Below are 26,705 nucleotides of genomic sequence, written 5' to 3' on the forward strand. Positions count from 1 at the left end.
ATCTAACAATGAGTGAATACAAGGAACGCCACGAAAATGAAATTTTCACGAAGGTGTTAAAAGCAGGAAGAAGAACGTATTTCTTTGATGTGCGCGAGACGAAAGCGGGAGATTATTATCTTACGATTACCGAAAGTAAAAAGAACTTCGGAGACAATGGAGAAGCTACATTTGAAAAACACAAGATTTATCTTTATAAAGAGGATTTTAAAAGTTTCCAGGAAATGTTTAATGAGTCCACAGATTTCATCATTAACGAAAAAGGAGAAGATGTTATTTCAGAAAAGCATGATAAAGACTTTAAAAGCAGATCTTACACGATAGATTCTGACGAAGAAGTTTAAATCAAAACAATATCTAAAAACACAAGCATCTGAAGAAAGATGCTTTTTTTATGCCATTAACATTCTCTTTAAAACAGCGAGGATCTTACTAACTGCGCGTTCCTTTATACCAACCTGACTTTTCTGTACAAGTTTCACCTGTTCAATGTCACTTTCTCCTGAATCTCCATATCATTAATCATTGCTAACCTGTTATTTCATAACTTCGATACATTCATTAGTCATCCAAAGAGACATTCCTATTTATAAAAATCCGACTTAACAGGTGGCACAAGGGAATGAATATCAAAGAAATGTATATAAATTTTAAAAAAATCTTTTATAGGGCTTTAGATTTTAAAGATCATGTCAGGAAGTATCTGATAAACAAAAAATCCCGCCATTGCTGACAGGATTTAAAGTTTTGGGTGAATGATGGGTCTCGAACCCACGACCTTCGGAACCACAATCCGACGCTCTAACCAACTGAGCTACAATCACCGTTTTGTGGTTGCAAATATAGGAATAATTTTTAAACTACAAAACAATTCCCTCAAAATTTTTCAGCGCTATCAGCTTTTCAGTCGTGAAACCTTCTGCATAGGTAACCCCCGGAAAGTCTGCCGAGATCCTGAGCCCGGTAAGTAAGGCTTTCCAGAAAATCTTTGGTCGCAATCGGTGTTATCGGTTCTGTAGAATCAGGATCATAGAATTGGGTCTTAAATGCCATACATGCCTCAATCTTTTTGTCGAGATGGTCAGAAATATCAATAACAAATTCAGGCCTTATGTTTTTCCACTGGATGTAATGAAAAATATGCTTGGGACGCCATACTTCCTGATTTCCCCCCTGATCAACCGTCTCCACTTTTCTCAAACCGGATAAAAAGCACGCATCCGACACTAATTTCGCCGCTTTTGCATGGTCCGGGTGCCTGTCATCAATCGCATTAGCTAAGACGATTTCAGGGCGGTATCTGCGGATCATTTTAACGATCTTCATCTGGTATTCCTCAGAATTGACCAGGAAGCCATCTTTCATTCCCAGGTTTTCCCTTACTGACACGCCTAAGATTTCTGCTGATCTCGCGGCTTCTTCTTTTCTTATTTCATCGGTTCCCCGCGTTCCCAGTTCTCCTTTAGTAAGATCAACAATCGCACAGGTTTTCCCTTCCGAAATTAGTTTGGCAATCGTTCCGCTGCATCCCAGCTCTACATCATCCGGATGTGCTCCGAAAGCTAATATATCTGTTTTCATAAATCCAAATGTACACCTTAAAATAAAAACTTCCCAAACATTGCGATTGGGAAGTTCTGTTATATATGATTTAAATTATTTATTAATTTCAGCATTAAGTTTAACTGCATCCTGATAGTTAGGATCCAACTGTACTGATTTTGCTACATAATCTTTCGCTTTAGCAAGATCTGAATCTTTGTTCATATATGCTACAGCGAAATAGGCATAGGCTAATGTCTGTTTATTGGCTTCTACATCTGCCGGCTTAACAGTACTTATGAATTTCTCGTATGCTGCTTTAGCTGCATCATTATTACCTGCCTGCTGATAAGAATATCCTAAGCTATAGTAGCCAGGAGCCCAATCAGGAAGAAGAGCATTCATTTTCTGCCATGTCTGGATAGCTCCGTTCCAGTTTTTAGCATCCTGATATGCAGTTGCCAGTTTAAACAGTGAATCCGTATCCTGAGCATTAGCAGCAACCTTCTGCTTCAATCCTTCGATAGTAGGATTGGTAGGCCCTGCATCAACATCAGCCTGGGAAGCTACCCCTCCTGAAATTTTTGCAAGCTCCATATCCCATTTCATAGTCTCGTCTTTAGCGGCTTTGGCAATCGCAATTTTCTGCTGTGCTTCTGTCGTTAAAGCTGTCTTTTTAGCTGCATCAGTTTCGGTCTTGGCCAATCCTGCTGCAATAAGACCCTGAAGACCCTGATCAGCCGGCTGGATCCTTGACTTTTCAGCCTTGGATACGAAATTATCCATGTTTTGCTTAGCTTCTGCATACTTACCTTCCGCATAAAGCTGATAAGCTCTTAGCTTAAATTTGATAGGATCATCAATCTTATCAAAAATCTTATCTAAGATAGCCTTAGAATTTGTGTAATCCTCATTCGTAAAATAAAGCTTAGCGATCTCCAGCTGTGTATAAGGATCTTCGTCAGCATATTTTGTATAGTTAATCAGATCCTGTGTTGCTTTCGCATTTTGCTGGTATCTGATATCATAGGCTGCCATAGCTTTATATGCCGGAGCATAAGTAGGATCGGTTGCAATAGCTTTTTCTATGCTGGTCTTAGCCTGCTGCCATTGCTGTGCAGCCATCCATAATGTACCAATTCTGGTGTAAACGGAAGCTTTGTTTTTTGCCAAAGGCAAAGCCTTATCGTAGGCAGTCATCGCATCTCCCGGAACTCTTTTTAAACGGTAGGCATCACCCAACGTATAATAATAGTACGCTGGAACATCTTTCTTAGCTCTTTCAATTGCCTTATTCAGATACTGGATAGCCAGGTCAGGAGAGTTATTTTTATCGAAAAGTGTTAACGCTTCAGCAGCTCTGAACAGCACTTCCGCATCTTTCTCCCTGGAATCGGCAACAATTTTCTGTATTTCTGCAACAGCTGCTTTATCGCCTTTACCCAGTTTTACAGCAGCCAATCCTATTTTATTCAGGTAGCTTTTGCTGTCTGCGGCAAGACCTTTGTTGAAACTTTCGGTTGCTTTGGCATAATCCGGCTCAGACTGTCTCAGATACGTATTCCCAAGATAGAAATAATTCTCGGCTGTTGGTGCCTTTGCAACCATATCAGTAAAGTTAGTTTTTGCCTGGGCAAACTTGTCACTATCAATACTGATGATACCGTCCTGTAATGTTTGCGCAGAAGCAAAACCGGTAAAAAATACCACTGCTGCTCCTAAAGCAATCTTCTTTACATTCATACTCATATTCATTATATCTTTCATTTTATATTTTATAAACGAATTATATATTCGCAATTTTCAGACCAAAATACTGTAATTATTTGAAGTACAGTGATACTTTAATATTTTTTAACGCATCTGCACCTCTCTCCTGTAGAGGTTATAAGGCTGAAGACCCTCCTTCTGCACAATCATCTGTCCAAGTTGTGTACAGGAGTACCTGATGAATCCGTTGGCGATATTGAAATTACCTTCATTGGTGAGGAAATACAATACTCTGGTGAAAGGATATTTCATTTTCCGGAGTCCTTCAGAGTCGGGCAGATATGACGTCTTACCGCTTTGCACCGGAAGTATTTTCACTTTATCCCTAAGCTCTTCGGACAATTTATCATAAGGACGGCTGAATGTATTGAGCCCTATGACCCCGATTTTATCAGGATATTTGTTCAGTTCCTCGATGATATTCCGATTACCCGGTATAACAGAAAACTGAAGGTCTTTCGGCTGTTTTTTCAGTTTCTGAGCGACAAAATTAAGGTTACTGGAATTAGCTCCGTCAAAAATGAACGGTTTGGCTTCGGACATCATTCCTTTTTTAATCTCATCCATAGAAATACTTTCTTTCGCAGATTCTTTTGGAACGATGAAAATCACAGCGTCGGCTGCAAATTTTGCTGGCAGGAACTTCAGCTCCACATGTTCTTCATAGGTTTTGATTTCTTCCGGGCTGAGATCTCTGGACATCACCGCAACCCTCGCTTTATCATTCAGCAGGTCGATAAAACCGAGATCTTCCTTTTTGGTAACCACTTTGATCTTGGCATCGGGGTAACTGATCATATAGCCATCTGCCAGGGCCTCAGTTACACTCTTAAAAGACTCATCCGTAAGGATCGTCATTTCTCCTTTATAATAAGAGGGTGATTTTTCTTCTTTCTTACAGTTCAGCAATACGAAGCTGCACAGCAATAATGACAGGGCTTTAAAACTATTCTTCATCTTTAGATTTCTTGATTCTTGTAACAGCCCGGATAATTCTGAAAATCCCGTAAATAATCAGCAGTCCTCCCAAAGGATAGGCAATTGTAGGCTCCAAGATAGTGAAGAAGAATTTGTAGACCATGACTACAATTCCGAGGACGATATAAAATATTCCTGTTACCAGGGACAACCAGTTGAACATCATATAACAAAAATACCAAAAAAAATAAAAAGAGAAGCATATGCTTCTCTTTTTTAAACTTTATTTAAAGATAGGATAATAATTATCCTTCAAAATTCATTGTTAACGGTAATCTGAATCTATAACGTACAGCCTGGCCGTTGATCTTAGCCGGAGTCCATTTGTTTTTGATAGATTTGATTGTTCTTACCGCTTCAGCGTTAAAGTCTGAATTTCCTCCTGAAGCTTTAACATCAGTAATACTTCCGTCTCTTTCTACTACGAAAGTTACTTCAGCTTTTACTGTACCTTCATCACCGTTCATGGCTGAACCGTCAAAGTTGCTGGCCACTTTACTTCTGAAGGAATTGATTCCTCCAGGGAACTCAGCTGTCTGCTCTACCTCCGTATATACCTGAGTATCGCTTACCTGAGGCTTAACTTCCGCAGTGGAAGTTCTTGTTCCTGTAGATGGCGGTGGTGGTGGTGGCGTATAAGCAGGAGCCTTCACCCCTTCCTGATTTACCAGACCCGTTGTAGTTTCCAACTGCTTGGAAATTGGCGGTGGTGGTGTCTCAATTTTAGGAGCCTTTACCGGCTCAGGAACCACGTTCTGGATAATTTCAATTTTCTCCTCTTCCTTTGGAGGCGGTGGTGGTGGTGGTTCTTCTTCTTTTGGCTGCTCTATAATTTTATCTTCCTGAAGGACCTCTACAAGATCCGCCTTAACTTCCTGCTTTTCAGGGGCATTAAGCCTTTGAATGGTAAGATAAATAAAAGGAGATAAAGCCGCAACGAGAAATAACGCAGTCCCGATGATAAAAGATTTTGTCAGAAGTTTAGGATACTGACTTCTCAGATCATACGCACCATACTCCTTGTTTCTATTTTCAAATACAATTTCATCTAAAGTAAGATTGGAATTGTATACATTTTCATCTGCCATAGATTTACAATTTAATGGATTAAATTACTTTGTAGCAGCTGCTGCAGCTCCTGTGTTACCCACTTTTCTATCGTAAATAGCTTTTTCCCATGGTTTAAGGTCAGTAACCCCGTACTGCTCACTTTTGGTAATGGCCATTTCATCAAGAATGTCTACAAAGTTCTTATATACGGCATCGTCAGTTGGCTTGATAATTACGGTAAATTTCGATTTATCAGCTGCATTGGCTTTTGCCTGCTCAATCACCTTTCGGATTCCGTCTCTGTCGAAGGTAGTTTCGTTAAGGTTCTGGTCTGTCAGGGATGTATTATCCTGCTGATGCCAGAAAATCCTGTTGTCTTTACCTAATAATAAAGAGATGGAGTTTGAAAGTTTAATTTCTGTCGGAGGTGGTTTTTTGGTTTCATCTTTCGGTTTTGCCGGAAGACCCAAATCCATAACATTCGGTTTAGAGAATGTCGTGGTAAACATAAAGAAGGTAATCAATAGAAAACCCAAGTCCACCATCGGAGTCATATCAACTCTGGTACTCTGCTTCTTGGAGCGTACCTTACCGGCCTTTGGCGCCTTTTTCCTGTACTTGTACTTCTGCCATTTCTAAACGATATTATTCATTAGGTTTACCTTCTTGTGATGTAATCAACCAAAATTTAAGAAAATCAATATCTCTTAAACCCTCAAATAAGCTTTTAACTTTAGGATACTGGGTAGTAACGTCTCCTTTGATTGCTAGTTTGTAATCCGGATTAACGCTCAGACTCTGCTGTACCCAATCTACTAATTGCTTATTTGTACTATCCATAGGAATCCCGGTAGGACTCTTGAAATTTTTCTGCTCCTCATCTGACAAATCGAGATAGCTCTTCAGCTGGTTCATAGGAACCCCAATTGCCTGTACTTTCTGGAATGCAGCCTTTTCGTTATTGTCAAAAGTAATTCCGTACTTTTTACCCATATTGTCTAAAAGCTGTAATCTTTCTGATGCATTTTCTACCGGCTGGAAATAGAATTTCCCGTCTGGTGTCGCGTTGATGGTCATCAAGCTGGCATCTGGAAGTAACTTCTCTGATATTGAAGATGGCGGTTTAATCTGCTCCACGTCAGGCTTTTTAAACTGAGTGGTCAGGATAAAGAATGTAAGCAGCAGGAACGCAACGTCACACATTGCCGTCATATCCGTCACTACTCCATGTCTTTTAGGTTTGACTCTCGCCATTATTATTTATGATTTTTTGATTAAACTTCTTTTGATGATTGGATGGATGGCCAATCTCCTGCCGATTCTTAGTTGAATTCAGCGAAAGACTGCTGGATGCTCATAGCGATCTCATCGATCTTATAAGTTAATCCGTCAATTTTAGAAGTAAAGAAGTTGTAAAGAATGATTGCGATTGCTGAAGTACCAATACCTAAAGCCGTGTTGATCAATGCTTCGGAGATACCTGTAGAAAGTGCAGCAGCATCCGGAGTACCACCTCCTGAACCTAACGCGAAGAATGCCTTGATCATCCCGATTACAGTTCCTAATAGTGCTACTAACGTTGCAACAGTACCTAATGTAGAAAGAATCATCATATTTTTTTCTAACATTGGCATTTCAAGAGTAGTAGCTTCTTCAATGGCTTTGTTAAGCGCTACCATCTTCTGCTCTTTGTTTAATGTAGTATCGTGAGAAAGGGCTTTGTATGTAGTAAGACCTTCTTTCACAACATTACCTACAGATCCTTGTTGTCTGTCGCACTCTTCCAAAGCTTCGTCAACTCTGTTCTGGTTCAACAGGTTTCTTACCTGGATAACGAAGTTGTCTAAGTTTCCTTTTCCGGCAGCTTTGCTAAGCACGAAATATCTTTCAAAAGAGAAAACGATTACAGTGATCATAAATGTAATCAAGATAGGTACAATTACCCCTCCTTTGTAGATAATTCCTAAAAACGATTCTGGGTGAATGTCCTTCCCCTCAACACTTGAAAAAGCTACAGAGCCACTTCCCAGCTTACCTGCATCCTTGAAATTTCCTGGATTACCAAGAACGAATAAATAAATAGCAACTCCTATTAAAAACAGAATAGGAATAATTACAGCTGGGTTTAAACCTCCCGCTTTTCTAGCAACTACTTGCTCATCATTTTTTGAAACATTCATTTCCATATTTAACTAAATTATATTGTTTTAAAATTTTACAGGATGTAAATTAAAGGCAAAATTAATTAAAATGCAAGAGTCTTAAATAAACATTTTACTTTTTTTTGACAAAGAAATTTCAATACGATTCCGATATTTCAATTATCATGTGTATTTTTAATAATATTTTCTCATTTTCAAAAATACATTAAAAAATCATAAAATTTAAGACAACATTTTTTTTAAATCACCAATATTAACTTTTATTTAAATTACTATATTTACGATCCGGTGATGCACTACAATGATTTTTTTAGGGGTTTTGCCCTCCAGAATCTGTTGTATTTTCTCATCCTGAATCACCAATTCCTCCACTTCTTTCGCCGATAACTGAGCAGACAACGGCAATTTGAATTTCATTTTACCGTTTACGCTTACCGGATATTCAATTTCATCTTCCACCAGATAGTCTTCATTCAATGCCGGGAACGGTTCAAACTCAATGGAAGTTTCGTGCCCCAGCAGGCTCCATAGTTCTTCACAGATATGCGGTGCATATGGAGAAATGATAACGGACAACGGTTCTAAAATATTGCGCTTATTGCATTTTATTTTTTGAAGTTCGTTAACGGCGATCATAAATGACGATACAGAAGTATTGAATGAGAAATGTTCAATATCATATACTACCTTTTTTATTAAGGTATGCAGTACTTTATATTCCGCTTTTGTCGGTTCCTCATCAGACACTTCAAAAACTTCGCCATTAAAATAAAGGTTCCAGAATTTTTTCAGAAAACCGTAGACTCCGCTCAGCCCTTGGGTATTCCATGGTTTGGATTGTTCAAGAGGTCCCAGGAACATTTCGTACAATCTCAATCCGTCTGCTCCGTATTCCTTGCAGATATCATCCGGGTTGACCACATTGTATTTGGACTTGGACATTTTTTCCACTTCGCGGCCAGTGATGTATTTTCCGTCTTCCAGTATAAATTCAGCATCCGCGAAGTCCGGCCTCCAGGTTTTGAATGCTTCAGTATCCAGTTCATCGGAAGTTCCTTTTAATAAAGATACATCTACATGTAATACCTGAGTTATATAATTATTTATAAGATTTTTAGAAACATATTGATTTGTGCCTACAACTCTATACACAAAAGCACTCATCCCAAGAATCATCCCCTGGTTGATCAGCTTCTGGAAAGGCTCATCATGGCTGATGTATCCCCTGTCTTTTAAGAACATATTCCAGAAACGGGAATACAGCAGGTGCCCTGTGGCATGCTCGCTTCCTCCGATATAAAGGTCTACCTGTCCCCAATACTCCGCCAGTTCTTTTTTAACAAACGCCTCATCATCGTGCGGGTCCATATACCGTAAGAAATACCATGAGCTTCCCGCCCAGCCCGGCATGGTAGATAATTCCAGCGGGAAAACCGCTTTCTCATCAATAAGGTCTGTAGACGTCACTTTCTGGTTCACCTCATCCCATGCAAACATTTTTGCATTACCCAAAGGCGGATCCCCATCTTCTGTAGGAAGGTATTTTTCCACTTCCGGTAGTTCAAGAGGCAATGCAGAAGCCGGTAATGTATACGGCATCCCATCCTTATAATATATAGGAACAGGTTCACCCCAGTACCTTTGCCTTGAAAAGATCGCATCCCTCTGGCGGTAATTGGTTGTTCCGTTTCCGATAGCTTTTTTCTCAATTGCGGTAATGATTACGGCTTTGGCTTCCTTGTAGCTCAACCCGTTTAAAAAATCAGAGTTTACACAAACGGAATCCTTGGAATCGAAAGCATTTTCCTGGATGTCTTCATCCGTTTCCACGACCTTCTTTATTTCCAGATTGAATTTCTTCGCAAATCTGTGGTCGCGCTCATCATGGGCCGGCACCGCCATTACAGCTCCTGTTCCGTAGCCCATCAAAACATAGTCTGAGATATAAACCGGCATCGCCTTATCGCTGAACGGATTTACCGCATATGCTCCTGTAAAGGCACCGCTCACGTTTTTTACATCAGCCATCCTGTCTCGTTCCGTTTTCTTGGATGTTTCTTCTATATAATGATCAACTTCCGATTTCTGTTCTGCCGTTGTAATGGTATCTACCAGAGGATGCTCCGGAGCCAATACCATAAATGTCGCCCCGAAAATAGTATCGGGCCTGGTGGTGAACACTTCAATAATTTCATTGTGGCCTTCCACACCGAATTTCACCTGTGCCCCCTGTGATTTCCCGATCCAGTATTCCTGGGCATCTTTAAGAGGCTGTGGCCAGTCAAGGGTATTCAACCCCTGCAAAAGCCTTTCTGAATACGCTGAAATCCTCATGCTCCACTGCATCATCTTTTTCTGATACACCGGATACCCGCCTCTTTCAGATTTTCCGTCTTTCACCTCATCATTTGCCAGAACTGTTCCTAACGCCGGGCACCAGTTTACTGTGGTTTCCGCTCTGTAGGCGAGACGGTAATTAAGCAGGATATCTTCTTTGTCTATTTCAGACGCAGCATTCCATTCCTCTGCAGTGAATTCAAGCTCGTCATTTTGCTGGGCATTCAGTCCCTGGGTACCTTTAGCTTCAAAATGCTGTACCAAGGTCTCAATTGATTCTGCTTTATCGGCAGTTTTATTGTACCATGAATGGAACAGCTGGATAAAAATCCATTGTGTCCATTTATAATATGAAGGGTCTGAAGTCCGCACTTCCCTGCTCCAGTCAAAAGAAAAGCCTATCTTTCTCAACTGTTCTTCATACCGTGTAATATTCTGTTCCGTAGTTACGGCCGGATGCTGCCCGGTCTGGATGGCATACTGCTCAGCAGGCAGCCCGAAACTGTCATATCCTACCGGATGAAGTACATTGAATCCCTGATGCCTTTTATACCGTGCATAAATATCCGAAGCGATATACCCAAGCGGATGTCCTACATGCAGCCCTGCACCGGAAGGATACGGGAACATGTCGAGAACATAAAATTTAGGTTTTTCTGGAGTATCGGAAGTTTTATAAGTTTGGTTTTCTTCCCAGTATTTCTGCCACTTTTTTTCTATCTGCTGATGATCGTAAAACACTTTGTTGTAGATATTAGATGTTAAGCCTGAAGCCAGATATTAAATTCTGAAATCAAGATGCACAAAAATAATAATTTTAAAAGAAATCGAAATTTAATTTTAAATTAAATCAATATAAAAGCAAAAATCCCATCCGGGGATGAGATTTTGACTGGTATGCTATCACCTGCTCCTTATTGAGGGATTCTCTTCAAGGTATAGGTTACTGATTTATATTCGTTAGGATCCGTAGTATCCTCAAAAGCTATATTAAGGGTCGTATCATTTAAGGTAACCACTTTTCCTTTGTCCGGTGCTACAATTCCCTGATATTTCATTTCAATCGCTTTACTGCTTTTGTCATAAGTATATGTAAAGTTACGGTCGAAAGTAGCCTGACACTGGCCCGGCGTGGCGCTGTCTCCATTATCGGTCCTTTTACCTGTATTCCCTTCTTTGAATATCCATCTGGAAGTTTTCTGGCAGGTTGTATCAAAAGAAATCCCGTCTGAAACAGGAGTACCTGAAGCAGGAACAACGGTTACCACTTGTTTTACAGGCTGCCATGTGCCTACAATCGGATATTCCATGGTGGTGTTGTCATCATCGTTACATCCCGTAGCTACAAATAATGACAGGCCTGCAAATAGTAATGCTAATTTCTTCATGTATCAAATTTTTCAAGCGCTAAAATTATGATTTTTTTGATTGAATTAATAATATTTTATCAAAATTTATTCAACATCGGTTTATTTCTGATTATTTACAGGTCTTGAATCCCAATATTACCGGTCTTTAATAAATATTGAAGCCGGTGAGCGGTATACCTTACCGTAAAAAAGTTATTTTTGCAAAGAAATAAATACAAATGCAAGATATTACGAAAAATAATTTTGACTTCATTCGTGTTCTCCTCGCGTTTATTGTCTTCCTGGGTCACCTGGGCACCCTCAGTGCCTCGAAAGAACTTGCCTTTCTTGAAAACAGCCCTGTAGAGATTGCCGTTTTTGCCTTCTTTATTGTTAGTGGTTTTCTTATTGCCAGAAGCTATGAAAGAACATCCACCTTATTACGCTATGCCAAAAAGAGGTTCAACCGGATCGTGCCCGCCTATCTGCTGGTTGTCTTTCTCTGTGCCATTCTGCTCAGCCTGGTAAGTACATATTCCATTCCCGAATATTTTGCCCACCCGCAGGTTTACAAATACCTATTCTGGAATTCCCTGTTCATGAATTTTATGGCTCCATATCTTCCCGGCGTATTCGGTAACGGAGCAGTGAACGGAGCCTTATGGACACTTAAAATCGAAGTATGCTTTTATATTGCGGTTCCCCTGATATTTCTACTGTTCGGAAAAAATAATAAATACAGGAATACCAGCCTTATTGTACTCTATTTCCTTTCCCTCGTATACCTGAATTATTTCCGGCTGACCGGACACGCAGAACTTTCCAGGCAGATCCCCGGTTCCCTGTGCTACTTCATTGGAGGAATGCTGATTTATTTCAACTTCGATACCTTTATAAAAAACAAAAACATTCTTTTCATCATTGCCATGGTTACGGTATGGATCGACCTGATCTTTAACATCAGGCTTTTCTCGCCCATCATGATCAGTATTATCGTCCTTTATATTGCCTACTCATTCCGTTTTCTGAACAATTTCGGAAAATACGGGGATTTTACCTATGGAATTTATATCTTCCACTTCCCTATTATCAGGACATTTACTACGTTAGGCCTTTTCGAGCATTATAATCCGTTCCTGATGAGTTTTGTCTGCATGCTGGTAGTGATTGCCATAGGGATCGCTTCCTGGCACCTGTATGAAAAAAGATTTTTATAATTTTACGGCATTACCCCAAATATTGACTACAGACTCCACAGTATGAAAGAACTCGTCTCCATTATCACTCCCTGTTACAATTCTGCGGAATTTATAGAAGAGACCATCCAGTCCGTTCTCAGCCAGACCTATGAAAACTGGGAATGGGTCATTACAGACGACCTTTCCGGAGACCGTACGGTGGAAATCCTGAGGCAATATAACGATCCGAGAATAAAAATGATGATTCTTGACCGTAACGGAGGCGCCGGGAATGCACGCAATAAAAGCCTAGAAAGAGCAAAGGGGAGATATATTGCATTCCTGGATTCAGATGACTACTGGTACCCGGAATACCTTGAAACTATGGTCAGTACAATGGAGCACAAGCAAAAGGAGCTGGTATACTGTAACTATTCCAGATGCAATGAACAGCTTCAGCCTGTATTGAAGGACTTCGTTGCCGACATTCCCGTTACTTTTCAGAATCTGCTGAAAACCTGCCGGCTGGCTCCGGTCTCTACCATGTATGATACCAAAAGGGTAGGAAAATTCTTTTTTCCGATCAGAAGCAAGCGCGAAGATCATGTCATGTGGCTGAATCTCCTGAAGGAAATTCCTGAAGGGTATCCTATACAGAAAACCCTGGCTAAGTACAGAATGAGGGAGAACAGCGTGTCCCGTAAAAAGAAAAACATCATTAAGGATCAGTATCTGGTATACAAGGATTTCATGGGTTTCTCTACCCTGAAATCACTTTATTATACAATCAATTGGGCCGCTAACGGATTTATGAAGTATTCTAAATTTTTTAACTGATGGAGTATTCTAAAGAATTTAAAGCCGCTTTAAGCGCATTTTCCAGCATTGAAAAGGACCGGCTTATTTTCAGGCTCCTGAAAAAGGATAAACTGCTGTCCAAAAAACTGTACTTTGAGCTTATAGATCCTGAAACTACGGATGACAAACGCGATGCAATGGAAGAAATTGTCCGGGAAAAAGTACAGCTGGCTTCCAAATACATCCGGAATTCCAAATATTTCCTGAGCATCATCCGTAAGATAAGTGCTGAAATTACAGAACACGTAAAAATCACTACCGATAAGTTTGGGGAAGTTTCCCTTAACCTGCTGTTGGTAAACACAGTACTGAATTACAGTGAAGACCTTAACAGCCAGAGGTTAGATGCGGTTTACAAACTTCATATGTACCTCATCAATAAAATATTCAGAGCGCTGATTCTAACACAAAAGCTGGATGAAGATTATTGGATGGAAATCGATACACTACTTACGGAAGCTGAAAACAAAATCCACAGTATTCCTTATCTTAAAAAACTCTGCATCAACAACGGGCTTGATTTTAACTGGCTCAGGTCAGACCAAATCCCTGATCACATGGACCTTATCGTAAAAGACATTAGGAACCAGGGCTTCCTAAAATAATATTTTTTCCATGATTTGCCGGGTAGCATCAGGTTTGCTATCGATGAATTTCCGTGCATTACCGGCCATTGAATCAAGTGCATCTTCATTATTGATAAGGAACATCACAAAATCTGCGGCCTGGCCTTCCTTCTCAAATGCTTTTCCGCCTTCCGCAGCAATGAGGTCATCCGCTTCCGGATTCTTTTTATAATGTTTCCCGAAAAGCACGGGAACCCCGAAAGTAGCTGCCTCAAGGATATTATGGAGTCCTGCATCATGAAAGCCCCCACCTACAACAGCAACATCTGCATAAGAATAAAGCCTGGACAATAGTCCGATGCTGTCTATGATCAACACCCGGGATGAAAAATCGGCAGGCTGTGAACCGTCAATCATACTGTATAAAACAGCATTAGGAAAGACCTGTCTCAGGTACGCCACCCTTTTCAGGTCATGCGGAGCAATGATGATTTTAGCATATGGGTTGCTCTGCAGTACCTCTTCGGCTATTTTCTCTTCTGCCTGCCATGAACTTCCGAAAACAACCGCTTTATAATCTTTCCCGATAAATTCTCTGATATGCTTAACATGATTATCGCGGTTTCTCAATTGCTTTACTCGGTCAAAAACGGGTATCTCCCGTTACGGAAGACCTGTTAAGGCCAATGCTTTTAGCCAGTGCCCATGAAAGTTCGGTCTGATGAAAAAACCAGTCAACATTCTGCTGTAGCTGTTCAACCATCCACTTGCCATAGGAAGTGAAGAAAGGCTGACCGTCATAAAAAAGAGCCGAAATAACGTATACTCTAGCCTTCTGATGCTTCAACTCCTGAAGGAGATGGTACCAGTAATCATATTTTACGGTAAAAAAAAGATCGGTCTGAAACTGTGATGTAAATTCCTTTACAAGATCTTTTTTATCAAACGGAAGATAACAGATTACATCTGCGATATGTTTTTTCTTCACCACATTTTCATAACCGGAAGGAGAAAAAAAGGTGACCAGTATTTTATGTTCCGGCCATTGCTGCTTCAGCTGCTCAAGGACAGGAAGCCCCTGTTCATATTCACCAAGGCTGGCAGCATGCATCCAGATCACTTTATCAGAAGTGCTGAAAGCCGATTGTTACTTTCTGCAAAGATTCCTTCCTGCCTTCAACGCCCTTTTTAGTTTTATCATTAAACAGCGAGAATGCCTTCATCCCGAATATGAGCAGATGGATGAATATGTTGTACAGAGATGACATCAGCTGTTTATTAAACCTCTAAAAAATTGAATTCCGCCAAATATTACGGCACCGTAAGCTATAATCCCGCCGTGTCCGCTGCTGAGGCTGATTAATGTAACCAGAAGGCCTCCGGCAAACCATAAGCCTCCGTACAATACGTCTTTTTTAGCCTGTTTTTTGTTTATCTCTTCCAACTGGACAATTCTCTCTCTCCTCATTTGCTGTACATAAGCCTTGTCCTCATCACTTTTTTCCAGAACCTGAATCTGGGTATGATAATATTCTTCATAACTACTGAAGCCTTTACGATTGAAAAAATCAGATTCCAGTTCAGATAAAGGGACACCTTTATGGATCGCAAATGCTGTCATCAGATGTTGCATCTGCTCATTGATGGGAACATTCCTTCTTTTTAATTCAGAAAAGCACAGCAACACTGTTTCGTCATCATAGTTTTTCCAGTCAGACAGGACTTCAGCTAATCCTGAATTTTTAGTTTGTGAAATTTCAAGTAGAGTTTTATTCATTAGTTTTTATTTTAGAAACGGTTTATGTCACTTAAATACTCCTACAAAAATGAAGAGAACGATTACGCTTGCAATAATCATAAATACAGAAGCCATCAGAGGAAATCTTGGTTTAGCATCAGTATCTGCCGTATATCTGATCGTATAATCCTGGATATTAAGAAATATCAGAAAAATCAGCATCAGCAGCCATCTCATAAAAAACATCATGATAAATAGCTGTGCATCCCTATTCTTATCAGTAATCACTACGGAATTACTGCCTGCTCCGGCATAGTGCAGAATGATGGCAAAAGCAATATAACAAACAATCGCTAATACGGGCAGTAAAAAAGAAAATTTCTTATTTCCGAAATGATCTGCTTTACCCTCGAAATCGAAATGAGTAGGAATTGTGTCCGGCAAAACTGAATAATTCTTTATTGTAATCCACCACAGAAGTGCTGCAAGCCCCAGATTAACAATATCGAAAATTAAGAATAAGGAATCCATATCAGGCTCTTTTATAAAACATTTTTAATGACCCTCAGCTTATGTGTATGTTTGTTTAATTCTTTATTGAAGATGCCTGTAGAATCCAGCGTATCGATCCTTACTTTGCCGGATGCATGGATGATTTTCTGGTTTTCCAGCATGATTCCTACATGGATAATTTTCCCTTCGGCATTTTCAAAAAAGGCAAGGTCTCCGGGCCGGCTTTCTTCAACAAAGGTGAGTGATTCTCCTACTTCAACCTGCTGGGAAGTGTCTCTGGGCAATTTAACCTCATGGATTTTATAGACCAGCTGGGTAAAACCGGAACAATCGACAGCAAAAAAGCTTTTTCCGCCCCACAGGTAAGGCACATTCAGGAATTCTCTTGCCGTTAAGGCAATACTTTCACGTAAATCATGGCTTCTCCTGGAAGCTACTGCGGGAAATTCCACCTCTGATCCCATGGACAGGAGGGTTTTACCATCCTTCATCATTACGGAAGCAAAATCTTCTGTAATAAGCGTTACCTTTCGCCTGGCGAGTTCTTCCTCCTGCACCGGACGGATCTGTTTGGTATCCATCCATCCTTCATATCCATCGTAATGCATCCTGATCCGGGTCCAGTTTTTATTTACCTCAAGAATATCCGCGCTTTCCCCAAACAAAATCTCTGTAACGATTTCTGCCTTATCCGAGTTTTCCGCACGCACCGGTGCTACCGTAACCATACAAATTCCTTTATCCATCTTTGATATTTAGAGATTAAAACATTTGGAGAAAAAAAAACTGTATTTTTCTTAACTTCCAAATCTCAGTATCCTTTAATCTTTAGTTTATTTCCTTCTCAGAAAATTGACCCCGTCCCGCAAAGGTAAAATAAGATTTTCAAAATCCTCGTCTTTTGCAACCAAATCATTAAGCTCCTTGATTACCCGGGTTGCTTTTTGTTTCGGCTGATCTTCTAGCACTTTCCCGTACCAGAGTACATTATCAAACATGACCACAGAACCGGATTTCAGCCTGGGCTTAATCAGCCTGAAATACTCTGCATAGTTTTCTTTGTCGGCATCAATAAATACAAGATCAAACACCTCTTCCGTTTCTTTCAGGAATCCTTTGGCATCCTGAAGCCTGAAATCAATCCGGTCTGCATATTCGCTTTCTGAAAAATATTTACGCGGAAGATAAGCCAGGTCTTCATTGATATCCAAAGTGGTGATTTTTCCGTTCTTGGCAAGACCGGCAGCCAGACATAGTGTGGCATATCCTGTAAAAGTCCCTATTTCCAATACATTCACAGGATTGAGCATTTGGGAAATAATTGTCAGGAGCCTTCCCTGCTGATAGCCGGAAATCATATGCGGCTGGGTGGTTTTGTGATAGGTTTCGCGTCGTAACCTCCTCAGGATTTCCGGTTCCGAAGAAGCATGGGTTTCGAGGTACCGGTCCATTTCCGGGTTTTTCTCTTCAAAAAAGCTCATTTTAATTTATTCTTTGAACAGTCAAATGTACTTAAAAAAAGCAGGAAGGAGCATAACCTCAACGGTAATACGGTTAAAAAGCAGCAATTTTTTCATAAAACCGGGAAAACCCGGAGGCAAAATACCGTAAAAACCCGGATGGTTTTGTATTATTCCATGATATACCTTTGCAAAAGAACAACGGGTAAAAAACAATGAGGAACTTAATGCAGGGGAAAAAAACAAAATTAACTAAGAATCAAAACAAGCATTGCCTTCGGGCAATGCTGTTTCTGTAAGAAAAAAAACCGACCGAAATATCTTATTCATTTTTGCAGCAAATCATTTTTATTACAAAGAACGATTTGATCAAAAAATAAATCCCGAAGCAATTCGGGATTTATTTATATCGTTAGGATAAACTCTCTATTTATTTCTTAGGCGTAATATCCATCAGCTTCATGAACTCATCCAGCTTAGGCATGATGATGATCTCTGTCCTTCTGTTTTCCGCTCTTCCTGTAACGCTCATGTTCGTCGCTTTAGGATTGTATTCTGAACGTCCGCCGGCAGTAATTCTTGAAGGATCAACCCCGAACTGGCCCTGTAAAATCTTAGCTACTGATGTTGCTCTTAAAGCAGAAAGGTCCCAGTTGTCTTTAGGCAGGTTGGCTGAACTTAAAGGAGCATTATCCGTGTTCCCTTCAATCAGTACAGAATATTTATCGTAGTCATTGATTACTTTCGCTACTTTCCCTAAAACTTCCATAGCCGCAGGCATTACATTATAATCTCCGGTTTTATACAGCATTTTATCTGAAAGGGAAATCATTACCACACCTTTCAGCACTTTCACCTGTACATCCTGATCTGAAATATTATCCAGGGATCTTTTCAGCTTGTTTGATAAAGCAAGGTTCAGACTGTCGTTTTTAGCATTGGTGGAGATCAGCTGTTTGATGTATGAATTGGAAGCATTGATCTCTCCCACCAGTTTGTCAATATTGGCTGAACTTTTACCGGTATTGGAAAGACAGGCATCCAGAGAGGATTTCAAAGCATCATGCTGGCTTTTCAGCAAATTATTTTCCCCGGTTAAAGCGGAGTTCTGTGCTTTAAGGTCCTGGATTTCCCGTTGTCTTTCACCTACATTTTCAATACACTGCTTGTAATTGCTGCTCAAAGCATCATATTGCTTTTTACTGATACAAGATGTCATTCCCAACACCATTGCAGAAGCTGCTAAAATTTTAAAAATCTTCATAAATAATCTTTTTAGACGAACCAAAGTTATGGAAATTCATTTTAATTATAAGAATTATCTTTGCAGAAAGAAACAGGCAGTTTCATGTTGGAAAAGTGGAATTTTGTACAGCAGTTAGAAAACCTGGTCGCTTCCCCATCAGAGCATACCTATCTTCTGGCGGTAAGCGGCGGGGCAGATTCTATGGTCCTTGCCCATCTGTTTAAGCTCACGGGCCAAAGGTTTGCGATTGCCCATATTAACTATGGGCTCCGCGGGGAAGATTCGGAGCTGGACCAGAAGGTCGTACAGGATTTCTGTGACCGGTTTAATATTCACCTGCACCTTTATACCGTTACGGAAAAAGACCGGAAGCCTGAGCACTCCATCCAGCTCTGGGCAAGGGAAATCCGGTACCGCTTTTTCCGGGAAGTACAGGATCAGCACCAACTTGAATTCCTGGTTACCGCCCATCACTTGAATGACCAGCTGGAAACATTCATCATCAATCTTTCCAAAGCAGCCGGAATCAGGGGACTCAGCGGCATCCCTGCTTCTGCGAATGGAATCATAAGGCCGCTCCTTTCTTTTTCAAAAGAAGAGATTTACCGTTTTGCCCAGATCAACGGGATCGAATACCGGGAGGATAAATCCAATGCTAAAAACGATTATCTGAGAAACAGCATCAGAAATGAAATTGTTCCGAAGCTGATGACAACACATGATGATTTCCTGGGAAATTTCAGGAAAAGCATTTTTTATCTGAACCAGGCTAAGGATTTTGTGGATGAACAGATCTCTGCGATAGAAAAACAGATCTCTTTTTTTAACAAAGGCTGTAAAATCTTATCCAAGAAACAGCTCAGCCGGCAAAGTGATTTCGTAAAATTTGAAATCCTGAAAAAATACGGTTTTACAGCTGAAGAAGAAATACCCAAAATTTTCACTGCTGAAAACGGAAGCGTTTTCTTTTCAAAGGACTATCAGCTTACCGTATACAGGGATGAACTTACTTTTATTCCTGAAGATGAAAAGCATAATAAGAGCGATGATAGGGTTATCCTGGTTGAAAATTTTGACTTTTCTGAAAACCGGATGGTGATTAATCTCGAAGATAATATAAAAAGTACGGAAGAAATGGATGTTGCTTTTGAATGGTACTTTGACGCAGAAAAACTAAAGCTCCCCCTGAAACTGAGAAGGCAGATGGATGGTGACGAATTTTTCCCGTCTGGGTTTTCCGGCAAAAAGAAAGTTTCCAAGTTTTTTAGGGACGAAAAATTATCTATTTTAGCGAGGCAAAAAATATGGATCCTGGCCGATGGTGACAATACCGTACTCGGAATCGTTCCTTTAAGGCAGGACAGGCGATATGAAGGTGATGAGAAGACCAATAAGATTCTCAAAATTTTTAACAAAAGACAAAATGAAATTTAAAAACTGGTTTTTATTATTCCTCTTATTCTTAGCTACGGGGATTAATGCACAGATAAAAAATCCTGTAAAATTCAAACTGACAGTCAACGATTTAGGCAATAACCAATACGAAGCAGTCCTGAATGCCACAATTGAAAACGGCTGGCATATTTACTCCAAAGACCTTCCTGAAGACACAGGAATCCCTACTGAATATAAGGTTTCCGGAAAAAATATCGAACTGGTAGGAAAGTTTACGGAAACCGGGAAAAAGCATGAAGAGTTTTCTGAAGCCTTTGGTGGTACGATTGTCTATTACTCCAATTCCGCAGGGTTTAAGCAGAAGTTCAAACTTAAAGATGCTGCCAAGCCCGGAGAAGTTGTGGCTGAAATCATGTATCAGACCTGTGACGACCGGGTGTGTCTTGCACCGAACACCCTGGAGTTCAACCAGAAAGTAACGCCTAAAGGAGCGGTTGAGGAACCTGCCGTTACAGCGGCAACCCCGGAAACAAAAGATTCCGCAGCAACAACAGAAACCGTTACGGAAAATCCCTCAAAGACAACCATTACCGTTACAGAAAGTTCAGCACTCGATCCAAAACAGCTAAAAATACAGTCTATTGACATCAAGAATCCATTAACAGACTGTGGTACAGGATCTTCAAAAATTAATGAAAATTACTGGACTTATCTCCTGCTGGGTTTCATCGGAGGGCTGATCGCCTTGCTTACGCCATGCGTTTTCCCGATGATTCCTCTTACAGTATCCTTTTTCACCAAGGGTAATAAAAATAAGGCTAAAGGAAAGCGTGACGCACTGATCTATGGATTCTTTATCCTGCTGATCTTTGTATTGCTCAGCGTACCTTTCCACCTGATTGACGGTATCGCAGGAAATGTATTCAATGAAATATCCACCAATGTATGGCTGAATATTGTATTTTTCATCATCTTCATTTTCTTTGCGGGTAGCTTCTTCGGATATTATGACATTACCCTTCCAAGCTCTATTGCCAATAAATCTTCCAAAGCAGAGGAAGCCGGCGGGATCATCGGGATCTTCTTTATGGCTTTAACGCTTGTGATTGTTTCATTCTCTTGTACCGGGCCTATCCTTGGAAGCTTGTTAGGAAGTGCAATTACCGGTTCAGCGAATGTACCTATGCTGCTTACTTTCGCACTTGCAGGTTTCGGATTGGCGTGGGCTGTGATTTTCGGACTTCTCGCTTTATTTCCTCAGGCTTTGCAGAGCCTTCCGAAATCCGGTGGCTGGATGAATACGGTAAAGGTGGTTTTAGGTTTTGTAGAATTGGCCCTTGCCCTGAAATTCCTTTCCAAAGCGGATCTTGTTTCAAAAACATTCTTCATTAAGAGGGAACTTTTCATCGCCATCTGGATTGTGGTCGCCATAGGACTGGTAATTTACCTTTTCGGGCTGATCCGATTCCCGCATGATGATAAGAAACCTAAGATTTCCCTGACAAGAAAAATAATAGGGCTGCTCGGGATCGGTTTTGTGATCTACCTGATCCAGGGGATTATTCCGGCCGAACGTCCTAAACTACAGTTGCTGAGCGGAATCTTACCTCCGCTGAATGTAAGCTATTTCCATGATGAAAAGGATGGTATCCTGGGCATGCATCCGGAACACGATTTCTTTACCGCAATTGAAATTGCCAAAAAAGAAGGTAAACCTATTCTGATCGACTTCACAGGATATGGCTGCGAAAATTGCAGGAAGATGGAGGAATTCGTCTGGAGCGAATCGGATATCCTTCCGATTCTTCAGAATGATGTAGTCCTTGCTTCACTTTATGTAGATGATAAAGAAGAACTTCCGGAAAACCAGAAGACCAAAATTGACCTTGGCGACGGACAAATGAAAAAAGTACAGACCATCGGGGACCGCTGGAGCCTGTTCCAGACAGCTAACTTTAATAACAATTCGCAGCCGCATTATGTACTGCTGACTCCGGATGGAAAAGTGATCAATACCCCGGTTTCAGGATATATGGAGAAGGAGAAGTTTAAAAAATTCCTGGAGTGTGGTGTGAGCTATTACAAAAAAAACAAATAAATCTGTTTCAAAAGATTATAACCAGGCCCTGTCTCAACGACAGGGCTTTTTAATGCAATTATCTCCCAGAGGACACATTAAAATTAAACACAAAACATGAATCCTTTATTTTAGGTATCAAATTTGCATTTTTTAAATAAAATAAATATGATTTATTTACCGTTCAATAAGAAAAGTTTAACATTTAAAAAATACAATTATGGCTGAAATTATTGCACAAGACAAACAGGGAGGCAAACAGAGAAAAAAACTCATCAGAGTAGATATGACGCCAATGGTGGACCTGGGCTTTCTGTTAATTACATTTTTTATGTTCACCACCAACTTTACCAAACCGAATGTAATGGATTTAGGACTGCCTGCTAAGGATCCTGATCCATATCCTAAAAAAAATGTTGTTATTAATGACAAAAACCAGGTTACTTTTATTCTCGGCAAAGACAATAAGGTTTTTTACCATCAGAGCAACAGCAATGATCTGAATACAGGCAATCTTAAAGAAACCGATTTTAACGGGATCCATATTTCAAAGATTATTTCAGAAGCTTATGACCATGCTCCCAACAAAGATGTTTTCACCATCATCATCAAACCTACCGATGACGCCAATTACAAAAACTTTGTAGACATGCTGGACAATATCGCCATCTCCAAGAAAGAGCAGTATGGTGTTACAGACATCAAGCCCTGGGAAAAGAAGGTTTATGAAGAGTTAACCAAATAACCACTAAGAGCATTTTTAAAGATGCTCTTTTTTGTTTATTTTTGATAAAGATATTTTTAACCGATGAAAAAACTTTTATCTGTATTGGCTATTACAGCCCTGATCTTTTCCTGTTCCAAAAAAGAAGCAAAACCCGGCTCAAAGGAGAAAGACAGTATACAAATCATAGATTCCATCAACAAGGCAAGAACTAAAATAAATGACAGCATCCGGTCAAAAAACCGGTTTAAGGATTTCAGCGGAAGCCATCAATTTACCCATAACCTGATCAAAAAAAAGGGATCCGTGGAATTCAGTAAGATCAGCGGGGAAGCAGACCATTATGATGTTTCAGGAGAGATCAGATCCGGTAAAAGTACCGTAACCATAAAAGGCTTTATGGCAGTTGTTTCGGACAAGCACATGAACTTCACGGGAGAAATCTCTCAGGATATCAGTGAAGATGGAAAACCTTACATCAGAAAAGGCACCAAAACATTTTTGTCCAAGGATGGCGGCAAAACTTACAGGCTTCAGGATATGGTTAATGGTTCGGGATTTGTTGATTATATCGATATTCATTTTTAAAATAAAGATATGCTGAATTTTGAAAGGAAAGGAAACGGAAAAGAGGTATTGGTCCTCCTGCATGGATTCATGGAAAACCTCTCGGTGTGGAAAGATATGGAACCTTATCTGTCTAAAGATTTCTCACTTTTAGAGATAGACCTCCCGGGACATGGACAGTCTGATATCCTGGAAGATGTCCATACGATGGAACTCATGGCCGAGGAGGTGAAAAATGTTCTGGACCTGCATCATTTGGAAAAAGTCCATGTTTTAGGGCACTCCATGGGCGGCTATGCAGCCCTCGCCTTTGCAGAGCGATATCCCCAAAGCCTGAAAAGCCTGACCTTGTTCTTTTCAAGCTATCTGGCTGATGATGATGAAAAGAAGGAACAACGCATCAAGAGCTACCGCATCATTAAAGATGCATTCAATCATTATGTAAAAGCCGGTATCCCGAATTTGTTTAATCCTAATGAAAGAGATATTCTTGAAGGCAAAATAGAAACAGCTTTGGAAACTGCCCTGGCAACGAATCCTCTAGGTGCCCTGGCCTGTGTAAAGGGCATGGTGGCCAGAACAGATAAGAAACACATCATGGATTCTCTTGAAGCTAAAATTTTAGTTCTGGCAGGAAAGCATGATCAGGCTGTAAAAACAGAAACCGTGATCAAAGGGCTGCCGGACCGTACCAATATCAAATCTTACATTTTGGACTGCGGCCACAACGGACATTGGGAAAAACCAGCAATATGCGCGCAGATCATTAATACGGAACTGCTCCATAATTTACCTAAAAAACTGGTGCTTTAATAACAGACCATGGGATTGTTTTCCTTTAAGAAAAAGAAACCGGTCATCGGGCTCACGCTTTCCGGTGGTGGAATGCGGGGCATTGCGCATATTGCAGTACTCAAGGCATTGGAAGAATACAACCTGAAGCCGGATATTATCTCCGGCACCAGTGCAGGTTCGCTGATCGCTGCTTTTTACGCATTCGGGAAAACGCCTGACGAGATGCTCGATATTGTAAGAAAAACCACTTTTTTCTCCCGTTCATACCTCAGGCTTTCAAAAAACGGTATTTTCAGTTCCAATTTTATTCTTAAACTTCTGGCAGAACATTTTCCGGAAGACAACTTCAACGTATTGAACATGCCGGTATATGTTGCTGCCACAGAAATGACACACGGCATTGTTGATTTCTTTTCAGAAGGCGAGCTTTTCGCTCCGCTTCTGGCTTCTTCCAGTGTCCCATTTGTACTGCCGCCTGTACGGATAGGCAAAAAGATATATGTAGACGGTGGAGTCCTGGATAACCTGCCGATAGAGCCGATCATGGACCAATGCGATTTTCTGATCGCTTCCCATGTTAATTCCATTACTTATGATGAACTCACCCACATGAGCCTGATGAAAGAATTTGACAGGATTTTACACTTAGCAATTGCTAAATCGGTGTACTCAAAAGTAAAACATTGCGATATCTTCCTTGATCCTCCCAAAATGACGCAATTCAGCCTGTTCAATAAAAAATTCATCGATGTGATGTGCGATGAGGTATATGCCTACACCTGTAAGGAGCTTGAGGAAAAAGGATATCGCAGAGCAGAGGGAGGAAATGTTTGAGCGTTGGAATGCCTGGGAGTTGGGTCGTTTTAGTGTGTATTGTGCTAAATGGACATTTCAGGTTTGGAAATAAATTCAGTAGTTTCCGGAATAACTTTCTGCGCAAATTATCCCGGATAAATTATCATTTAGCTTGGCTGATCAGGTCCTGAATCAAATCTTTTCCTTTACAGCCTCTCTTCCTCGATCCTTTTTTTGAAGGTTTCAATGGTCCCCTGTAAAGATTCATATGATTTTCCGCCGGCTGCATTGATATGCCCTCCGCCGCTAAAATATTTGCGTGAAAACTGGTTCACATCCACATCATCCTTGCTTCTGAACGATATCTTAATAAAATCATCATACAGGTCCTCCATGAAAAATGCAGCCATCTTAACACCCAGAATACTCAGCCCGTAATTCACAAAGCCCTCAGTATCCCCTTTCTGGAACCCGTATTCCTGTAGTTCTTTTCTGGTGAGGTACAATACGGCAACTTTGCCTTCATGCACCACTTCTATCCTGCCGAGAATAAGTGCCAGAAGATGAAGCCTGGAAACGGTATTCGTATCCCAGGTATTGGAGGTAATCATGGAAGGATCGGCTCCTTTCTCAATGAGGTTGGCAATAATCCTGTGGGTTGTGGCACTTGTAGAACGGAAACGGAACCCGCCCGTATCGGTCATGATTCCTGTATAGAGGCATTCTGCAATATCGTGGTTCACCAGTTTTTCATCATCCATTGCTTCTATGAAATGATAGACCATCTGGCAGGTAGCGGGAATCACCGTATCGGAATAAACGAAATCAAATGATTCAGGCTGCTGATGATGGTCAATAAGGATCTTCTTTCCTTTTGCATTGATCAGCCAGTCTCCTAACAGGCCAATTCTTGAAGGTGAATTGAAATCCAGGCAAAAAATAACATCTGCAGACTGGATGATCTCAAAGGCCAGTTTTCTTTTGTATTCAGCTATAATCGCTTTTTTGGCTTCGGGCATCCATTTCAGAAACTTAGGAAAATCGTTCGGGACCACTACGTTAGCCTCTATCCCTTTCTGCCTTAAATAATGTTTCAGCCCTAAGCTTGAACCTATAGCATCCCCATCCGGGTTGTAATGGGTAAGAATAACGATTTTGTTTTCCGGAATAAGTAAAGTATTGATTTCTAAAAGTTCTGCAGGGGTAAACATCATGATGTTTATTTCTTTAAATTTGAGTTTCCAAAGATAGAGCTTTTCAATCAACCGTAAATATTATTTTTACACATTAAGAACGGAGTGCATGGCAAAACAGGGTGAATCACAGATATCCTGAAGACCGAAATAATTTCAAAAAAAAATAATTAAAATTTGCAACTTCTAAAAAATTACATATCTTTGCAACCTGAAAATTAAACACATAATTACGATTTAAACATATAGTAATGAGTAAAAGAACATTCCAGCCATCAGAAAGAAAAAGAAGAAACAAACACGGTTTCAGAGAAAGAATGTCTACGCCAAATGGGAGAAGAGTTTTGGCTGCGAGAAGAGCTAAAGGCAGAAAGAGATTAACTGTAAGTGCATCACGCGCTAAGAGATAATT

At 40.4% G+C, this 26,705-nt stretch carries 25 protein-coding genes, 1 tRNA gene and 3 pseudogenes; 11 read left to right on the forward strand and 18 right to left on the reverse strand.

Going from position 1 to position 26,705, the window contains the following annotated elements; genetic code table 11:
• The first annotated feature begins 8 nt into the window (after window positions 1-8).
• Window positions 9-344: a DUF3276 family protein gene (locus tag QE404_RS14270; RefSeq protein ID WP_100075736.1), complete on the forward strand. Its 336-nt coding sequence runs from the start codon at window positions 9-11 to the stop codon at window positions 342-344.
• A 405-nt stretch (window positions 345-749) separates the two neighbouring features.
• On the opposite strand, the gene QE404_RS14275 is transcribed toward QE404_RS14270, so the two are convergent.
• The 11 genes and pseudogenes from QE404_RS14275 to QE404_RS14325 all read right to left on the reverse strand — a co-directional run bounded on the left by QE404_RS14275 (window position 750) and on the right by QE404_RS14325 (window position 11,227).
• A tRNA-His gene (locus QE404_RS14275) sits at window positions 750-825 on the reverse strand.
• 35 nt (window positions 826-860) lie between these two features.
• A pseudogene (gene bshB1, locus QE404_RS14280) lies at window positions 861-1,581 on the reverse strand (bacillithiol biosynthesis deacetylase BshB1).
• A 75-nt stretch (window positions 1,582-1,656) separates the two neighbouring features.
• On the reverse strand, window positions 1,657-3,309 hold the full coding sequence (locus QE404_RS14285) for a tetratricopeptide repeat protein (RefSeq protein ID WP_307451552.1): 1,653 nt from the start codon (window positions 3,307-3,309) through the stop codon (window positions 1,657-1,659).
• An 87-nt stretch (window positions 3,310-3,396) separates the two neighbouring features.
• Complete coding sequence (locus QE404_RS14290) at window positions 3,397-4,269, reverse strand: PstS family phosphate ABC transporter substrate-binding protein (protein ID WP_307451554.1); 873 nt, start codon at window positions 4,267-4,269, stop codon at window positions 3,397-3,399.
• Entirely contained in the window at window positions 4,259-4,456 is a 198-nt protein-coding gene (locus QE404_RS14295; RefSeq protein WP_307451556.1) for a DUF308 domain-containing protein, read from the reverse strand. Before QE404_RS14295 ends, QE404_RS14290 begins: the two co-directional genes overlap by 11 nt.
• 79 nt (window positions 4,457-4,535) lie before the next feature.
• Window positions 4,536-5,378 (reverse strand): energy transducer TonB, encoded by an 843-nt coding sequence (locus tag QE404_RS14300; protein WP_307451558.1) that lies wholly within the window; start codon window positions 5,376-5,378, stop codon window positions 4,536-4,538.
• A 24-nt stretch (window positions 5,379-5,402) separates the two neighbouring features.
• A pseudogene (locus QE404_RS14305) lies at window positions 5,403-5,973 on the reverse strand (ExbD/TolR family protein).
• Window positions 5,974-5,985: 12 nt separating this feature from the next.
• Entirely contained in the window at window positions 5,986-6,594 is a 609-nt protein-coding gene (locus tag QE404_RS14310; protein ID WP_307451561.1) for an ExbD/TolR family protein, read from the reverse strand.
• Window positions 6,595-6,662: 68 nt separating this feature from the next.
• Window positions 6,663-7,526 (reverse strand): MotA/TolQ/ExbB proton channel family protein, encoded by an 864-nt coding sequence (locus tag QE404_RS14315; RefSeq protein WP_307453957.1) that lies wholly within the window; start codon window positions 7,524-7,526, stop codon window positions 6,663-6,665.
• A 240-nt stretch (window positions 7,527-7,766) separates the two neighbouring features.
• Window positions 7,767-10,580, reverse strand: a complete 2,814-nt coding sequence (gene leuS, locus QE404_RS14320) for a leucine--tRNA ligase (RefSeq protein WP_307451562.1) — start codon at window positions 10,578-10,580, stop codon at window positions 7,767-7,769.
• A gap of 173 nt (window positions 10,581-10,753) precedes the next feature.
• Complete coding sequence (locus QE404_RS14325; RefSeq protein WP_307451564.1) at window positions 10,754-11,227, reverse strand: lipocalin family protein; 474 nt, start codon at window positions 11,225-11,227, stop codon at window positions 10,754-10,756.
• Between the two features lie 200 nt (window positions 11,228-11,427).
• Here QE404_RS14325 and QE404_RS14330 point away from each other — a divergent pair, with 200 nt between their 5' ends.
• From QE404_RS14330 to QE404_RS14340, 3 genes are read left to right on the forward strand one after another with little or no spacing between them, the layout of a single operon-like run.
• Window positions 11,428-12,405, forward strand: a complete 978-nt coding sequence (locus QE404_RS14330) for an acyltransferase family protein (protein ID WP_307451566.1) — start codon at window positions 11,428-11,430, stop codon at window positions 12,403-12,405.
• Window positions 12,406-12,447: 42 nt separating this feature from the next.
• A complete protein-coding gene (locus tag QE404_RS14335) occupies window positions 12,448-13,203 on the forward strand; it encodes a glycosyltransferase family 2 protein (RefSeq protein ID WP_307451568.1) in 756 nt (251 codons plus the stop codon).
• A complete protein-coding gene (locus tag QE404_RS14340) occupies window positions 13,203-13,829 on the forward strand; it encodes a deoxyuridine 5'-triphosphate nucleotidohydrolase (RefSeq protein WP_307451570.1) in 627 nt (208 codons plus the stop codon). Before QE404_RS14335 ends, QE404_RS14340 begins: the two co-directional genes overlap by 1 nt.
• Here QE404_RS14340 and QE404_RS14345 read toward each other — a convergent pair.
• The 6 genes and pseudogenes from QE404_RS14345 to QE404_RS14370 form a co-directional block, all read right to left on the reverse strand.
• Window positions 13,821-15,058, reverse strand: a pseudogene (locus tag QE404_RS14345) (3-deoxy-D-manno-octulosonic acid transferase). The gene QE404_RS14340 and the pseudogene QE404_RS14345 overlap by 9 nt on opposite strands.
• Entirely contained in the window at window positions 15,058-15,567 is a 510-nt protein-coding gene (locus QE404_RS14350; protein ID WP_307451573.1) for a hypothetical protein, read from the reverse strand. The pseudogene QE404_RS14345 and the gene QE404_RS14350 overlap by 1 nt, the downstream one beginning before the upstream one ends.
• A 27-nt stretch (window positions 15,568-15,594) precedes the next feature.
• Window positions 15,595-16,059 carry a DUF1648 domain-containing protein gene (locus tag QE404_RS14355; protein ID WP_307451575.1) on the reverse strand — a complete coding sequence of 155 codons (465 nt, stop codon included), beginning with the start codon at window positions 16,057-16,059 and terminating at the stop codon, window positions 15,595-15,597.
• A gap of 11 nt (window positions 16,060-16,070) precedes the next feature.
• A complete protein-coding gene (locus tag QE404_RS14360) occupies window positions 16,071-16,787 on the reverse strand; it encodes a C40 family peptidase (protein ID WP_307451576.1) in 717 nt (238 codons plus the stop codon).
• Between the two features lie 87 nt (window positions 16,788-16,874).
• A complete protein-coding gene (locus tag QE404_RS14365) occupies window positions 16,875-17,522 on the reverse strand; it encodes an O-methyltransferase (RefSeq protein ID WP_307451578.1) in 648 nt (215 codons plus the stop codon).
• Window positions 17,523-17,931: 409 nt separating this feature from the next.
• A complete protein-coding gene (locus tag QE404_RS14370) occupies window positions 17,932-18,765 on the reverse strand; it encodes an OmpA family protein (protein ID WP_307451579.1) in 834 nt (277 codons plus the stop codon).
• A gap of 60 nt (window positions 18,766-18,825) precedes the next feature.
• Here QE404_RS14370 and tilS point away from each other — a divergent pair, with 60 nt between their 5' ends.
• The 6 genes from tilS (at window position 18,826) to QE404_RS14400 (ending at window position 25,139) form a co-directional block, all read left to right on the forward strand.
• Window positions 18,826-20,181, forward strand: coding sequence for a tRNA lysidine(34) synthetase TilS (gene tilS / locus QE404_RS14375; protein ID WP_307451581.1), 1,356 nt, complete (start codon window positions 18,826-18,828; stop codon window positions 20,179-20,181).
• On the forward strand, window positions 20,171-22,240 hold the full coding sequence (locus tag QE404_RS14380; protein WP_307451582.1) for a protein-disulfide reductase DsbD family protein: 2,070 nt from the start codon (window positions 20,171-20,173) through the stop codon (window positions 22,238-22,240). Before tilS ends, QE404_RS14380 begins: the two co-directional genes overlap by 11 nt.
• Window positions 22,241-22,439: 199 nt before the next feature.
• The gene (locus tag QE404_RS14385) at window positions 22,440-22,964 is read left to right on the forward strand and encodes a biopolymer transporter ExbD (protein ID WP_307451584.1); all 525 of its coding nucleotides are present in this window, start codon (window positions 22,440-22,442) and stop codon (window positions 22,962-22,964) included.
• A 63-nt stretch (window positions 22,965-23,027) separates the two neighbouring features.
• Window positions 23,028-23,531 carry a hypothetical protein gene (locus QE404_RS14390; RefSeq protein WP_307451586.1) on the forward strand — a complete coding sequence of 168 codons (504 nt, stop codon included), beginning with the start codon at window positions 23,028-23,030 and terminating at the stop codon, window positions 23,529-23,531.
• 9 nt (window positions 23,532-23,540) lie between these two features.
• A complete protein-coding gene (locus QE404_RS14395; protein ID WP_307451587.1) occupies window positions 23,541-24,323 on the forward strand; it encodes an alpha/beta fold hydrolase in 783 nt (260 codons plus the stop codon).
• A 9-nt stretch (window positions 24,324-24,332) separates the two neighbouring features.
• Entirely contained in the window at window positions 24,333-25,139 is an 807-nt protein-coding gene (locus tag QE404_RS14400) for a patatin-like phospholipase family protein (protein ID WP_307451589.1), read from the forward strand.
• A 167-nt stretch (window positions 25,140-25,306) separates the two neighbouring features.
• Here the strand turns inward: QE404_RS14400 and QE404_RS14405 are convergent, their stop codons facing one another.
• Complete coding sequence (locus QE404_RS14405) at window positions 25,307-26,311, reverse strand: DHH family phosphoesterase (protein WP_307453402.1); 1,005 nt, start codon at window positions 26,309-26,311, stop codon at window positions 25,307-25,309.
• A 233-nt stretch (window positions 26,312-26,544) separates the two neighbouring features.
• Here QE404_RS14405 and rpmH point away from each other — a divergent pair, with 233 nt between their 5' ends.
• A complete protein-coding gene (gene rpmH / locus QE404_RS14410) occupies window positions 26,545-26,703 on the forward strand; it encodes a 50S ribosomal protein L34 (protein WP_076443849.1) in 159 nt (52 codons plus the stop codon).
• Window positions 26,704-26,705: the final 2 nt, after the last annotated feature.

This window comes from Chryseobacterium camelliae (genome assembly GCF_030818575.1).
GTDB classification, from domain to species: Bacteria; Bacteroidota; Bacteroidia; order Flavobacteriales; family Weeksellaceae; genus Chryseobacterium; species Chryseobacterium camelliae_A.